Here is a 13,196-nt window from a genome sequence, read left to right as displayed (position 1 = left end):
ACGGCACCGCGTACATGATCTCGGCCGCGAACGAGAACTACGACCTGCACATCTACCGCCTCACCTCCGACTACCTGAACGTCGGCGCCCTGGTCGGCAACCTCTGGCCCGGCGGCCACCGCGAGGCCCCGGCCATGTTCAAGCGCGGGAGCACGTACTTCCCGCTGACGTCCGGGGCCACCGGATGGAACCCGAATCAGGCCAGGTACGCGACGGCCTCCAGCGTCTCCGGCCCGTGGAGCGGGTGGGCCGACGCCGGCGACGGCACGACGTTCGGCTCCCAGCCGGCGTACGTCCTGCCGGTGCAGGGCACCTCGACGACGAGTTACCTCTACATGGGCGACCGGTGGGCCGGCGCGTGGGGCGGCCCGGTGAACGACTCCCAGTACGTGTGGCTGCCGATCACGTTCCCGTCCGCCACGAGCATGAGCCTGAGCTGGAGCTCGCAGGTCACCGTCGACACCGCCACCGGAGTGATCTCCGGTTCCGTCGCACCGGCGTACCGGATCACGGCCCGGCACGGCGGCAAGGTGATGGACGTCGTCAACGCCTCCACGGCGAACAACGCCGAGGTGAAGCAGTATCCGTGGAACGGCGGCGGCAACCAGAGGTGGCGGTTCCAGGAGACCGGCGACGGCTATTTCCGTCTGGTCGGCCAGAACAGCGGCAAGTGCCTCGACGTCGCCGACGCCTCGGCCGCCGACGGCGCCGACATCCAGCAGTACGCCCGCGGCACCGGCACCAACCAGCAGTGGACCCGCGTCCAGTCCTGATCACCGGCACGACCGGAGAGACCGTGACACCTTACTTGCAAAGCAACCCAGGCAGGGGCGGGATCATCGGCAATACTCGTCCCCACCTGGGCTTACGGTCCACCGTGATCCACCGTCGTCCGGCCCCGTCCGTGGTCGTCGTCACCCAGTTGGTCACTCAGGACGTATGAGAGAGGTAGTCGCGAGTCTGCCCTGTGATGGGGTGCAGACGAAGGCATCCGCTGTGCACCCCGTGCCGGCCATCAACGTCAGATGCTCTTCACCCAGCTTCGAGCCTTGTCGATCTCCATCGCCAGCTCTTCGTGAACGAGGCGGACGGCCTCCTCCTCTCGCCCCCGAACCTTGAGCTGACGGACCCGTCCCGTAAGTTCCATCGCACGTATCGGATCCGTGTATCTGAGCACCTGCTTTTGCCGAGTGGCCTTCACCCATATGAAAATGAGAAAGGAAAAGAACGCGACCGGGACCCCGATTAACTCGAACCCCTCGGACGGCGGGGCCCAGTGCGCCGGGTCGTGGGAATGAGAACGCCGCCGGGGCCGTGGACATGTCCACGGCCCCGGCGGCGCGCCCGCCCCTGAGATCCCTACTCTCCGGTCTTCTCCGCGAGGGTGACGGTGACGGTGCCGGGCCGCCCGTCGCGGACGTAGGCGATGGTCACCTGCTGGCCGGGCTTGAAGCCGCGGACGGCTCCGACCACGGTGGCCGCCTCGTCCACGGCCGTGTTGTCGATCTTGGTGATCAGGTCGCCCTGCCGGATGCCCGCCTTGGCCGCGGGGCTGCCCTCGGTGACCTGGCCGACCAGGGCGCCGCCCGCGTCCCCGGTGGCGTCGGTCACGCTCACGCCGAGGAAGGCGTGGGAGACCTTGCCGCTCTCGATGAGCTGCTGGGCGACCTGGTTCGCGGTGGTGATGGGGATGGCGAAGCCGACACCGATGCTGCCCTCGCCGCCGTTGGTGGCGATGGCGGTGTTGATGCCCACCACCTCCCCTGCCGCGTTGACCAGTGCCCCTCCCGAGTTGCCGGGGTTGATCGCCGCGTCGGTCTGGATGGCGCCGCCGATGGTGGTGCTCCCGCTCCCGCCCTGCGGCTGCTGCCTGCCCCAGCCGGGCGGGAGCTGCTGCTGGCCCTGGTCGCCGCCGACGGTCAGGGTACGGTTCAGCGCGCTGACGATCCCGGCGGTGACCGAGCCGGACAGGCCGAGCGGGCTGCCGATGGCGAGGACGGAGTCGCCGACCTTCAGCCGGTCGCTGTCGCCGATCGTGGCCTTGGTGAGGCCGGAGACGCCCTCCGCCTTGATGACCGCGAGGTCGGTGGCCGGGTCGGTTCCGATGATCTTCGCGGTGGCGGACTTCCCGTCGCTGAACTTGACCGTCACCTGGCTGCCCGGACCCCCCTGGCCCCCGGCCTCCACCACGTGGTTGTTGGTCAGGATCAGGCCGTCGGCCGAGAGGACCACCCCGGACCCCTCACCCCCTCCGGCGGCGGTCCTGATCTCGATCGACACCACGGAGGGCTGGACGGCCTGGGCGATGTCGGCGACCGTGGTCGCGTTGCCGACCGATCTCACCACCGGGCTGGACGACGAGACCTGGGCGGCGGCACCGCTGTTGAGACTCGTCGCGACGAAGGCCCCCGCGACCCCGCCACCGACGGCCATGGCCGCCAGCGCGAGACCGGTGCCTATCTTCTGCCCGGCGGTGAGCCGCCCTCGCCGCGGGGGGACCGCCCCCGGTCCCCCGTATCCCCCTGGCCCCCCGGCCCCTCCGGATCCCCCGATCCCCCCGGCCCTCCCGGGCGCCTCGGCGGCGAGCCGCTCCGGCACCGGGTGGATCAGCGTCGGCTGCGTCCCGGTGCCGGCACCGGCGCGGTAGGCGCCCGCGCGGGGCGGCACCTTGCCGAACTGGGTCCAGCCGTCGTTCCCGGGGGTCGCCTCGGCCGGTGCGTCCTGCTGCTCATTCCTGTTCGGGTCCATGTCTTCCCCCACGTCCTACGTCGCCCCGATCAGATGGGGCGGAGACCGGTACTCACCGGCTAGGGAAAACAATGCCCGACGACGTGTAAGCGCAGGTTAAGGGCCTGATCGCGGTGATCGGGATCCTCTGACATCGGCTTTATCAGCCGTGCTCAACAAGGGTCCCGACCGCTCGAAATCACCGGGCGAAAACTTTTTCCGCTACCCCTCGCGGACCCCGAAGACCGCCGTCTGGTGCTCGACCAGCAGGCTCGCGCCCTTGATCCGCGCGACGCCGGGGGCGTCGAGGATGCCGTCCTGGCCGGGGAGCTGACCCGCGCCGCGCTCGGGGCCGAGCGGCACCACGATGACGGGCGGCATCGGCTCGTACGCCCCCAGCTCCCCCTCGCCGGTGATCAGGGCGCGGATGTTCGCGGCGACGACCTCGGCCTGCGCTCCCGCGTACCCCGCCATCGGCGGGCCCAGGGTGGTGATGTCGCCGAGCGCGAAGACGCTGTCCTGCCCGGTCACCCGCAGCTCGGGGGTGACCTCGACGAACCGCCTCGCCGTGAGGGCGGGGGCCAGGTCGTCGGCGAGGTAGCCGGTGAGGGGCGTGACGCCGTGGCAGCGGTACCAGATGCCGGCGGTGATCTCGGTGCCCGCCTCGGTCGTCACGGTGAAGGTCGCGGCGGTGCCGGGCTCGGTCGGCGGCGCCTCGCGCAGCGGGCTGCCCAGCAGCAGCTCGATGCCGAGCTCGTCCAGCTGGCGGCGGAGCTCGGCGCGCAGCTCGGGCTTGTACGGGCCGGGGAGGATGTCGTCGCCGATGTCGGCGACGGTGACGCGCTTGCCGGGCCAGACGGCCTTGATCTCTCCGGCGAGCTCCAGTCCCACCGGGCCCGCGCCCAGCAGCAGCACACCGTCGGCCGCCGCGAGAGCCCGGTGCGAGGCCCGGTAGCGCTCGTGCGCGACCTCGGTGTCGACGGCGTCGCTCTTGCCGGGGAACGGGTAGGAGGAGCCGGTCGCGAGCACGATGTAGTCGGCGGCGATCTCCTCACCGGAACCGAGGACGACGCGCTTGGAGTCGACGCTGACGGCCCGGTCGCGGACCACCCGGCCCCGGGCGAGCAGGGTGTCGTACGGGAAGTAGATGCCCGGCAGCCACGTCGGGTCCACCAGGGCCCGCAGCGCGGCGACGTTGTGCACGAAGGCGTCCTTGGGCTCGACGAGCACGACGTCGGCCACGTCGTCGAGCGCCTTGGCGACGCGGACGCCTCCGTAGCCTCCGCCGACCACGGCGACGGTGGGCTGCCATGCGGGTGCGATATCGCTCATCTCGGGTTCCCGATCTCTTTCTCGTACGGAATCACGGTGGTACGGCACGGGCCGTGGGCCCGGACGGCCGCCGGGTCGGACAGCCGTCGGCCCGGTCGCCTCGCGGCGGACACGTCGGCCAGGGCTTCCAAAACGGGTCTGAACAGGCCGTACGTACCGATGCGGCGCCCGGCACGTCGTTGACACTAACATATCGTTGAAGGGCGTCAACTATTTGGATTCATCGATCATTCGATCCGTGTTACGGTACGGGCATGGGAGTCGAGGACATCCGTGCGCCAAGGGCCACCGATCGTCTCGGCATGCTCCTGGCCCGCCACGGCACCGTCACGAACGTCCGCATGCGGCAGGCACTCGGCGTGACCGGCCTCACCCCCAGGCACGCCATCACGCTGATGAATCTTGAGGAGAGCGGCCCCATGGGCCAGCAGGCCCTCATCGAGGCACTGGGGGTCGACCCCAGCGTGCTGGTGGCGATCCTCAACGACCTGGAGCGCGACGGGCTCGCCGGGCGCCGCCGCGATCCCGCCGACCGGCGCCGCCACATCGTGGAGATGACCGCCGCGGGGGCCGACGCGCTCACCAGGGTGCAGGAGGCGCTCACGACGCTGGAGCGGGAGCTGTGCTCCGGCCTCGACGAGGAGGAGATCGTCCAGCTCCACGGGCTGCTCAGCCGGATCAACACCTCGGCCGAGGAACGGGCCTGCGCCGAGGACTGACCGCCCGGGTTCCGGACGGCCTGAGTTCCGGACGGTCGGGTTCCAGACGGCCGGGTTCTGGACGGCCGGGCTCCGGGCAGCCGGGTTCTCCGAGAGTCGATCGGCCGCCGCGCACATCCCCGTTCGTCAGGGGCGAGCCCGTCGATCAGGTGCGTGAAGGCACCGTCCCCGGACGTTTCAGGCTCAGGCTCAGGAGCCGGCGGGCCAGTACTCGTCGCGCAGGAGGCGCTTGTAGAGCTTTCCCGTGGGGTGCCTGGGCAGTTCCTCGCGGAAGTCGACCGAGCGGGGACACTTGTAGGGCGCGAGCTGGGACCGGCAGTACTCGATCAGCTCGGCCTCCAGCGCCGGGCCCGCCAGGTCCATGGAGAGCGGCTGCACGACGGCCTTGACCTGCTCGCCCATCTCCTCGTCCGGGACGCCGAAGACGGCCACGTCCGCCACCTTCGGGTGGACGGAGAGAACGTTCTCGGCCTCCTGCGGGTAGACGTTGACCCCGCCAGAAATGATCATGTAGGAGCGGCGGTCGGTGAGGTAGAGGAAACCCTCCTCGTCGAGGTAGCCGATGTCCCCGAGGGTGGTCCAGCCCCGGCCCCGGGGGTCGCGCGAGGCCCGCGTCTTGTCCTCGTCGCCGTGGTAGACGAACTGGGGGCCGTCGGAGAAGTAGACCGTGCCGTGCTCGCGCGGCGGCAGCTCGTCGCCCTCCTCGTCGCACACGTGGGTGACGCCGAGCAGCGGGCGGCCGACCGTGCCCTTGTGGGCGAGCCAGTCCTGGGAGCCGACGTACAGGAAGCCGTTGCCCTCGGTGCCCGCGTAGTACTCGTGGACGATCGGGCCCCACCAGTCGATCATCCGTTCCTTGACGGGGACGGGGCAGGGGGCGGCGGCGTGGATCGCGCAGGTCAGGGACGACAGGTCGTACCGCGCGCGGGTCTCGTCGGGCAGCTTGAGCATCTTGATGAACATGGTCGGCACCCACTGCGAGTGGGTGACGCGGTATCTCTCGACGAGCGCGAGCGCCTGCTCGGGGTCGAACCTCTCCATGACGACGAGCGTGGCGCCCATGCGCTGGAAGGCCATGCAGTAGCGCAGCGGGGCGGCGTGGTAGAGCGGCGCCGGGGAGAGGTAGACGCTGTCGGCGGAGGGCGCGAACAGGAACTGGACAAGCTGCAGCAGCGCCCCGGGGGTGTCCAGCGTGGCCCGGGAGAGGGTGGGCTTGACGCCCTTGGGGCGTCCGGTGGTACCCGAGGAGTAGAGCATGTCCACGCCCTGGCACTCGTCCTCGACCGGGGTGGCGGGATGGGCCGCGACGGCCTTCTCGTACGAGTCGAAGCCGGGGGCCACGCCGTCCAGCATGAGCCTCAGCTCGACGCCCGGGGTGCGGCCGGTGACGGAGACGGCCACCTCCGCGAGGGCGGCCGAGGAGACGAAGACCCGGGCCTCGCAGTTGTCGACGATGTAGGCGAGCTCGTCGGTCTTCAGCCGCGGGCTGATCGCGGTGTAGTACAGGCCGGAGCGGTGCGCGGCCCACGCGACCACCAGGAACAGCGGGTGGTTCTCCAGCATGAAGGCGATGTGGTCACCCGGCAGCAGCCCGGCGGCGCGGAAGAGGTGGGCGAGGCGGTTGGACTCCTCGTCCAGCTCACGGTAGGTGACGACCCGTCCGGAGCCCGCCATGATCACAGCGGGTTTGTCGGGCGAGACTGCTGCGATCGCTCCCGGATGCATGAAACCGAACATTACTCGGTGAGTAGTTCGGTGAGAAGTGCCCGCACCACGCGACTGGGCCGCGACCTCGGGTGAGGTCGCGGCCCAGCGGATGGTCAGGCCTCGGGAGCGCCCTGACCGTGCGGGTCGGGTGCCGCGCCCGGGAGCGCCCTGACCGTGCCGATCAGGTGCCGTGCCCCGGAGCGTCCCGGCCGGATGGATCAGGCGTGGCTGTAGACGTGCTCCCAGCCACTCTGGTAGCCGTTCGGGTGGCCGTGGTTGCCCCGGCTCACCTTGACGTAGATGTGCTCGGCGTCAGTGCCGGAGAAGGAGTAGAAGGCGGGCTTCTTCGAGCAGTTCTTGAAGCTCTTGAAAGTGGTCGAGCCGTCGAAGCCGACGACCTTGAAGGTCTCCCACGCGCAGAAGTGCCTGGGCTTGCTCCACCACTTGTGGTTGGTGAGCTTGCTATCGACGGTGTAGTGGTATTCGTGCTCCCACTTCCACGCGCGCTTCTTGAACCACTGCTTCACCCACTTGCACTTCTTTTCACCCTTGTACCAGGTGCACTTCTTGACGACCTTCGAGTACTTCTTCCAGTACCAGTGCTTCTCTGACTTCTTCTCCACGGCGACCTTGCCCTCGGCCTCCGCCTTCTCGTCACCTGAGGAGTACGGCCCCCAGCTGTCGGCGAAGTAGGGGGTCGCGGAGGTGGTCGTGGCGACGGTCTTGATGGGGGTCACGGTCTCGGCGTTGGCCATCGCCGGGGCGGCCGTGGTGAGCAGGGCGGCGACACCGGCGCCCAGGAGGATTCGGCTGGCGAATCGCATTTCGAGGGGTTCCTCTCGGGAGTGAGGATTTTGACACCTCTTGTTGTACGTTGCGCCGATTGCCGGTCACTTTCACTTCACTTGAAACCCGAGGCCAGACCAATGATCAAATCATATTTCTTACGGGATAAGTCGTGAAATAGCGCAAAATGATCAGTATGACAATCCGGTCAGTTACGCGCGAGACGGCGGGCGACGGTGTCACCCAGCGTTTGCACGAGTTGCACGACGACGACCAGCACGACGACGGTGACAATCATGAGCGTGGTCTCGAAACGCTGGTAGCCGTAACGGATCGCCAGGTCCCCGAGCCCTCCCCCGCCGATCGCCCCGGCCATCGCCGAGTACGAGATCAGCGCGACCACGGTCACCGTGAGCCCCGCGACCAGGCCGGGCATCGCCTCGGGCAGCAGGACCTTGCCGACGATGGTCCCGCGCCCGGCGCCCATGGCCTGGGCGGCCTGCACCTTGTCCCTGCCGACCTCGCGCAGCGCGGTCTCCACCAGCCGGGCGAAGAACGGCGCCGCGCCGAGCGTCAGCGGGACCACCGAGGCGATGGTGCCGATGGTCGTGCCGACGATCAGCCTGGTCAGCGGGAGGATCGCGATCATCAGCACGATGAAGGGCAGCGAGCGGCCGATGTTGACGATCAGACCGAGCACCCGGTTGAGCGCGGGCGAGGGGAACAGCCCGCCCCGGTCGGTGGCGACCAGCGCCACCCCGAGCGGGAGGCCGAGGATCACCGTGAACAGGGTCGACCACAGGACCATCTGGACGGTCTGGCCGGTCGACTCCATCAGCAGCGGGAACATCTCTTCCCAGGTCATCGGGCCTCCTCGACGAGCAGGCCGCGTTCGGCCAGGTAGGTGAGCGCGGCGGCGCGCTCGTCACCGGTGACGAGCAGGCGCAGCCGTCCCGTCGAGACGCCCGCCACCTCCTCCAGGGCTCCGCCGAGGATGTTGACGTCCACGTCGAACTTGCGGACCACCTGCGACACCACCGGTTCTCCGGCCTGCCCTGTGAAGGTGATCGTGACGTGGCCCGGCTCCGGCTCCGGCAGCGGGAACAGCTCCGCGGCGAGCCTGGAACCCGGCCTGGAGAGCAGTTCGGCGATGGTCCCCGACTCCTCGACCAGGCCGTCCCGCATGATGGCGACCGAGTCGCAGATCGACTTGACGACCTGCATCTCGTGGGTGATCAGCAGGATCGTGAGGCCGAGCTCGCGGTTGAGGCGCTTGAGCAGGGCCAGGATCGACTGCGTGGTCCCGGGGTCGAGCGCCGAGGTGGCCTCGTCCGACAGCAGCACCGGGGGGCTTCCGGCCAGCGCGCGGGCGATGCCGACCCGCTGCTTCTGCCCTCCCGACAGCTGCGCGGGGTGCGCTCCCGCCTTGTCGGCCAGCCCGACCAGCTCAAGCAGCTCGGCCGTACGCTTGGCGCGCTCGGCCTTGGCCACCCCCATGACCTCCAGCGGGAAGGCGACGTTCCCGGCGACCGTACGGGAGGAGAGCAGCGCGAAGTGCTGGTGGATCATCCCGATCCGCTGCCGGGCCCTGCGCAGGTCGCCCTCGCGCAGGCCGGTCAGCTCCTGGCCCGCCACCGAGACGGTGCCCGAGGTGGGTCGCTCCAGCAGGTTCACGCAGCGCAGCAGGGTGCTCTTACCGGCGCCGCTCTGCCCGAGCACGCCGAATATCTCACCCTCGCGGACATGGAGATCCACCCCGTCGACGGCGACCACCTCGCGGCCCCGATCCTGATAGACCTTCCGCAGGCCAGACACATCGATCACAGCTGGTCCCCAACACGCCCTCGCATTGCCCTCATTCCCGACATGTTATGTGAAACCGATCACCCCTCACGAGTTCCCGGTCTCCGGCGGGCAAATTCTGACCGATCGGCGACCACGGGTGACGAACGGCGGGCCGGGACACATCCACGTCGCCCGTTCCGCCGATCCGCGCCGCAGACATATTCGCTATATTTAGTAAATGGTGAATCTATCGGCGACACTCTCACTGCACGATTGCGCCCTCCACTACGCCGACAGCGGTGGCGACGGCGTGCCCCTGGTGTTCTCGCACGGCGCCGGGGCCGACCACGTGATGTTCGACGCCCAGGGCGAACACCTGCGCGCCCGGGGATACCGGGTCGTCACCTGGGACATGCGCGGCCACGGCCTGTCCCGCCCGGCCGGTGTCCGGTTCACCGCCGAGCGGGCGATCACGGACCTGTGCGCGCTCGTCGAGCATCTTGGGCTCGACCGGCCGGTGCTCGTGGGGCAGTCCCTCGGCGGCAACATCGGCCAGGCGATCGTCCGGCGGCATCCGGACCTCGCCCGCGCGCTGGTCGTCATCGACGCGACGTGGAACACCGCACCGCTGTCGCGCGGCGAGCGCCTGCTGCTGAGGATGGCCGCGCCGAGCCTGGCGGCGATCCCGGCCGGACGCCTGCCGGACGTGATGGCCAGGGCCTCCGCGGAGACGGAAGACGCGCGGGCGGACGTGCGACGAGCGTTCTCCCTGCTGTCGAAGAAGGAGTTCGTCCAGGTGTGGCGGGCGACCGCCGGACTTCTCGACCCGGATCCTCACTACCGCACGCCGGTGCCGCTGTGCCTGATCCGCGGCGAGCGGGACCGGACCGGCAACATCGCCTCGGCCATGCCCAGATGGGCCCGGGCCGAGGGCGTCGAGGAGGTCGTCATCCCCGGTGCGGGCCACATTCCCAACCAGGACGACCCCGACACGGTCAACGCGGCGATCGAGGCGTTCCTGCGTACGGTCCCGGCGCCGAAGCGGGCACGGCGGTGAGCGCGGCCAGGCGTCGCGCGTTCATCACCTCGGTGGGTGACCTGCTGGCCTCGTGGAACCTTCCCCACGCGACCGGCCGCGTCTACGGGCTGCTGCTGGTCACCGAGGAGCCGTCCTCTCTCGACGCGATCGCCGCCGACCTCGAACTGAGCAAGGGAGCGGTGAGCACCGCCGTGCGGCAGCTGGACTCCTGGGGACTCGCCAAGGTGACACCGCAGCCCGGCAGTCGCAGGCTCCTGGTCGAAGCCACGGGAGGGATCGAGTCGCTGCTGGAGGCGAGCCACACGCGAGCCAGAGCGCTGATCGCCGCCCTGCGCGACGGCGAGACCCTGGTGAGTCCCGGCCCGGCTCAGGACCGGCTCCACGACGTGATCGGGCTGTTCTCCGGCTATGTCGACGTCGGAAGCCAGCTGCTCGACAGACACCGCCGGTGATCCGCCGTATCGGGGTCGCCCCGGCTCGCCGGGCGACCCCGATACGGCGGACGACCCGAATACGGCGGACGACCCGAATACGGCGGACGGCCCGCCCCTCCGGTGAGGACTCCGGCGAGGGAGGGGCGGGCGGGCTCGCAGGAGCGCGGGTCAGGCGGCGGTGTGCTGGGCCACCTTGGCCGGGGTGAGCGCGATCTCCAGGACCTCGCGCACGTCGCTCACCGTGTGCACGGTGAGCTCGTCGCGGACGGCCTGCGGGACGTCGTCCAGGTCGGGCTCGTTGCGCGCCGGGATCAGCACGGTCGTGATGCCCGCCCGGTGGGCGGCGAGCAGCTTCTGCTTCACCCCGCCGATCGGGAGCACCCGGCCGGTGAGGGAGACCTCGCCGGTCATGGCCACGTCACCGCGGACCTGGCGGCCGGAGAGCAGCGAGGCCAGGGCCGTGATCAGGGTGACGCCCGCGGACGGGCCGTCCTTGGGAACGGCTCCGGCCGGGAAGTGGACGTGCACCGAGCGGTCCTTGAGGGAGGCGACCGGCAGCTCCAGCTCCGCGCCGCGCGAGCGCAGGTAGGAGAGCGCGATCCTGGCCGACTCCTTCATGACGTCGCCGAGCTGGCCGGTCAGGGTGAGGCCGGTGTCGCCGGTCTCGGGGTCGGCCAGGGACGCCTCCACGTAGAGGACGTCGCCTCCCGCCCCGGTGACCGCCAGCCCGGTGGCCACGCCGGGCACCGACGTGCGCTGGCTGGACTCGGGGAGCGAGGACTCCGGCACGTTGCGCGGGCGGCCCAGGTAGGGGACGAGGTCCCCGACCGTCACGGGCAGCTCGCTCTCGCCGAGGGCGACGTTGGCCGTCACCTTGCGCAGGATCCTCGCGATCGAGCGCTCCAGGGACCGGACCCCGGCCTCCCGGGTGTACTCGCCGGCGAGCTTGCGCAGCGCGTCGTCGCCGACGGTGACGTCCTCCGCGGTGAGGCCGGCCTTGTCGAGCTGGCGCGGGAGCAGGTGGTCGCGGGCGATGGCGACCTTCTCGTCCTCGGTGTAGCCGTCGAGCGTCACGATCTCCATGCGGTCGAGCAGCGGGCCGGGGACGGCCTCCAGCACGTTGGCGGTCGCGAGGAAGAGCACGTCGCTGAGGTCGAGCTCCACCTCCAGGTAGTGGTCGCGGAAGGTGTGGTTCTGCGCGGGGTCGAGCACCTCCAGCAGCGCGGCCGTCGGGTCGCCCCGGTAGTCGGAGCCGACCTTGTCGACCTCGTCGAGCAGCACGACCGGGTTCATCGAGCCGGCCTCGCGGATGGCCCGGACGATCCGGCCGGACTGGGCGCCGACGTAGGTGCGCCGGTGACCGCGGATCTCGGCCTCGTCGCGCACGCCGCCGAGGGCGACGCGGACGAACTTGCGGCCCATGGCGCGGGCCACGGACTCGCCGAGGGAGGTCTTGCCGACCCCGGGGGGACCGGCGAGCGCCAGCACGGCGCCGCTGCGGCGCCCGCCGACCACGCCGAGGCCCTTCTCGGCCCTGCGCCCGCGGACGGCGAGGTATTCGATGATGCGGTCCTTGACGTCGTCGAGGCCGGTGTGGTCGGCGTCGAGGACGGCGCGGGCCGCGGCGATGTCGTACGAGTCCTCGGTCCGGTCGTTCCACGGGATGTCGAGGACGGTGTCGAGCCAGGTGCGGATCCAGCCGGTCTCGGGGGACTGGTCGGAGGTCCGCTCCAGCTTGTCGACCTCCTTGAGCGCGGCCTCGCGCACCTTCGCGGGCAGGTCGGCGGCCTCGACGCGGGAGCGGTAGTCCTCCTCCTCGGAGGCGGAGGTGTCGCCGTTCAGCTCGGCGAGCTCCTTGCGGACGGCGGCGAGCTGCTGGCGGAGCAGGAACTCGCGCTGCTGCTTCTCCATGCCCTCCTGGACGTCCTTGCGGATCGTCTCGGCCACGTCGAGCTCGGCCAGGTGCTCGCGGGACCACTCGACCAGCATCGAAAGGCGGTCGGCGGGGTCGGCGGTCTCAAGGATCTCGGCCTTGCGCGGGGTGCTCAGCCAGGGGGCGTACCCGGAGTTGTCGGCGAGGACAGAGGGGTCGTCCATCTGGTTGACCGCGTCGACGACCTGCCACGCGCCCCGCTTCTGCAGGATCGTGGTGGCCAGCGCCTTGTACTCCTTGGCGAGCTCGTGGGCGCGCTCACCCGCCGCGACGGCGGGGATGCCGGTGACCTGCACCCACAGGGCCGCGCCGGGGCCGGTCGTGCCGGTGCCCACCCGGACCCGGCCGACACCGCGCACCACGGCCGCGGGCTCGCCCCCGGGGAGCCTGCCCACCTGCTCGACGATCGCCCTCACACCGACCGAGCCGTATCTGCCGTCGATCCGGGGAACGAGAAGGACCTCGGGCTTGTTGTCAGCGAGAGCCTGCGCCGCGTCGATCGCGGCCCGGACCTCGGTCTCCGACAGGTCAAGCGGGACCACCATGCCCGGCAGCACGACCTCGTCGTCGAGCGGCAGGACCGGGAGGATCAAGCTCTCACTCATGTGAACTCCAAGGGTTGAGTTATACACACTCAATTAATGGGAGCCGGAGAATGTTCCCGAGCTTGAGCGAGTTCGCTGTGAGCGATCGTAATTGTGTAATCGTTACCTTGAGTTAGCATTCCAGCCCGC

11 protein-coding genes are annotated in these 13,196 nt (G+C 70.1%); 4 read left to right on the top strand and 7 right to left on the bottom strand.

What is annotated here, in order from left to right; all coding sequences use genetic code 11:
• Window positions 1–14 precede the first annotated feature (14 nt).
• On the top strand, window positions 15–773 hold the full coding sequence (locus ACSC1Q_RS05550) for an RICIN domain-containing protein (protein ID WP_436757553.1): 759 nt from the start codon (window positions 15–17) through the stop codon (window positions 771–773).
• A gap of 586 nt (window positions 774–1,359) precedes the next feature.
• Here ACSC1Q_RS05550 and ACSC1Q_RS05545 read toward each other — a convergent pair.
• On the bottom strand, window positions 1,360–2,748 hold the full coding sequence (locus ACSC1Q_RS05545; RefSeq protein WP_436757552.1) for a S1C family serine protease: 1,389 nt from the start codon (window positions 2,746–2,748) through the stop codon (window positions 1,360–1,362).
• Window positions 2,749–2,949: 201 nt separating this feature from the next.
• Window positions 2,950–4,059 carry an NAD(P)/FAD-dependent oxidoreductase gene (locus ACSC1Q_RS05540; RefSeq protein ID WP_436757551.1) on the bottom strand — a complete coding sequence of 370 codons (1,110 nt, stop codon included), beginning with the start codon at window positions 4,057–4,059 and terminating at the stop codon, window positions 2,950–2,952.
• Window positions 4,060–4,313: 254 nt separating this feature from the next.
• Here ACSC1Q_RS05540 and ACSC1Q_RS05535 point away from each other — a divergent pair, with 254 nt between their 5' ends.
• On the top strand, window positions 4,314–4,778 hold the full coding sequence (locus ACSC1Q_RS05535; RefSeq protein WP_436757550.1) for a MarR family winged helix-turn-helix transcriptional regulator: 465 nt from the start codon (window positions 4,314–4,316) through the stop codon (window positions 4,776–4,778).
• Window positions 4,779–4,967: 189 nt separating this feature from the next.
• Here the strand turns inward: ACSC1Q_RS05535 and ACSC1Q_RS05530 are convergent, their stop codons facing one another.
• The 4 genes from ACSC1Q_RS05530 to ACSC1Q_RS05515 form a co-directional block, all read right to left on the bottom strand.
• Complete coding sequence (locus tag ACSC1Q_RS05530) at window positions 4,968–6,503, bottom strand: acyl-CoA synthetase (protein WP_436757549.1); 1,536 nt, start codon at window positions 6,501–6,503, stop codon at window positions 4,968–4,970.
• A 200-nt stretch (window positions 6,504–6,703) separates the two neighbouring features.
• Complete coding sequence (locus ACSC1Q_RS05525; RefSeq protein WP_436757548.1) at window positions 6,704–7,309, bottom strand: ubiquitin family protein; 606 nt, start codon at window positions 7,307–7,309, stop codon at window positions 6,704–6,706.
• 170 nt (window positions 7,310–7,479) lie between these two features.
• Window positions 7,480–8,136, bottom strand: a complete 657-nt coding sequence (locus tag ACSC1Q_RS05520) for a methionine ABC transporter permease (RefSeq protein WP_436757547.1) — start codon at window positions 8,134–8,136, stop codon at window positions 7,480–7,482.
• Window positions 8,133–9,095, bottom strand: a complete 963-nt coding sequence (locus ACSC1Q_RS05515; RefSeq protein WP_350966732.1) for a methionine ABC transporter ATP-binding protein — start codon at window positions 9,093–9,095, stop codon at window positions 8,133–8,135. The genes ACSC1Q_RS05520 and ACSC1Q_RS05515 overlap by 4 nt, the downstream gene beginning before the upstream one ends.
• A 199-nt stretch (window positions 9,096–9,294) precedes the next feature.
• Between ACSC1Q_RS05515 and ACSC1Q_RS05510 the strand changes: the two genes are divergently transcribed.
• Complete coding sequence (locus ACSC1Q_RS05510) at window positions 9,295–10,113, top strand: alpha/beta fold hydrolase (RefSeq protein ID WP_436757546.1); 819 nt, start codon at window positions 9,295–9,297, stop codon at window positions 10,111–10,113.
• A complete protein-coding gene (locus tag ACSC1Q_RS05505) occupies window positions 10,110–10,547 on the top strand; it encodes a GbsR/MarR family transcriptional regulator (RefSeq protein WP_436757545.1) in 438 nt (145 codons plus the stop codon). The genes ACSC1Q_RS05510 and ACSC1Q_RS05505 overlap by 4 nt, the downstream gene beginning before the upstream one ends.
• 150 nt (window positions 10,548–10,697) lie before the next feature.
• Here ACSC1Q_RS05505 and lon read toward each other — a convergent pair whose 3' ends face one another.
• Window positions 10,698–13,067, bottom strand: coding sequence for an endopeptidase La (gene lon, locus ACSC1Q_RS05500; protein WP_436757544.1), 2,370 nt, complete (start codon window positions 13,065–13,067; stop codon window positions 10,698–10,700).
• Between the last annotated feature and the right edge of the window lie 129 nt (window positions 13,068–13,196).

The organism is Streptosporangium heterodermiicola, assembly GCF_051390675.1.
Taxonomy (GTDB): Bacteria; Actinomycetota; Actinomycetes; order Streptosporangiales; family Streptosporangiaceae; genus Streptosporangium.
The sequence above is the reverse complement of the archived record's forward strand: the minus strand, read 5'-3'. Positions and strand labels throughout refer to the sequence as shown.

Excerpts from the sequence above, each read along its gene's own strand:
- ACSC1Q_RS05550 (WP_436757553.1), top strand. The coding sequence starts at position 15 with ATGATCTCGGCCGCGAACGAGAACTACGACCTGCACATCTACCGCCTC.
- ACSC1Q_RS05545 (WP_436757552.1), bottom strand. The coding sequence starts at position 2,748 with ATGGACCCGAACAGGAATGAGCAGCAGGACGCACCGGCCGAGGCGACC.
- ACSC1Q_RS05540 (WP_436757551.1), bottom strand. The coding sequence starts at position 4,059 with ATGAGCGATATCGCACCCGCATGGCAGCCCACCGTCGCCGTGGTCGGC.
- ACSC1Q_RS05535 (WP_436757550.1), top strand. The coding sequence starts at position 4,314 with ATGGGAGTCGAGGACATCCGTGCGCCAAGGGCCACCGATCGTCTCGGC.
- ACSC1Q_RS05530 (WP_436757549.1), bottom strand. The coding sequence starts at position 6,503 with ATGCATCCGGGAGCGATCGCAGCAGTCTCGCCCGACAAACCCGCTGTG.
- ACSC1Q_RS05525 (WP_436757548.1), bottom strand. The coding sequence starts at position 7,309 with ATGCGATTCGCCAGCCGAATCCTCCTGGGCGCCGGTGTCGCCGCCCTG.
- ACSC1Q_RS05520 (WP_436757547.1), bottom strand. The coding sequence starts at position 8,136 with ATGACCTGGGAAGAGATGTTCCCGCTGCTGATGGAGTCGACCGGCCAG.
- ACSC1Q_RS05510 (WP_436757546.1), top strand. The coding sequence starts at position 9,295 with ATGGTGAATCTATCGGCGACACTCTCACTGCACGATTGCGCCCTCCAC.
- lon (WP_436757544.1), bottom strand. The coding sequence starts at position 13,067 with ATGAGTGAGAGCTTGATCCTCCCGGTCCTGCCGCTCGACGACGAGGTC.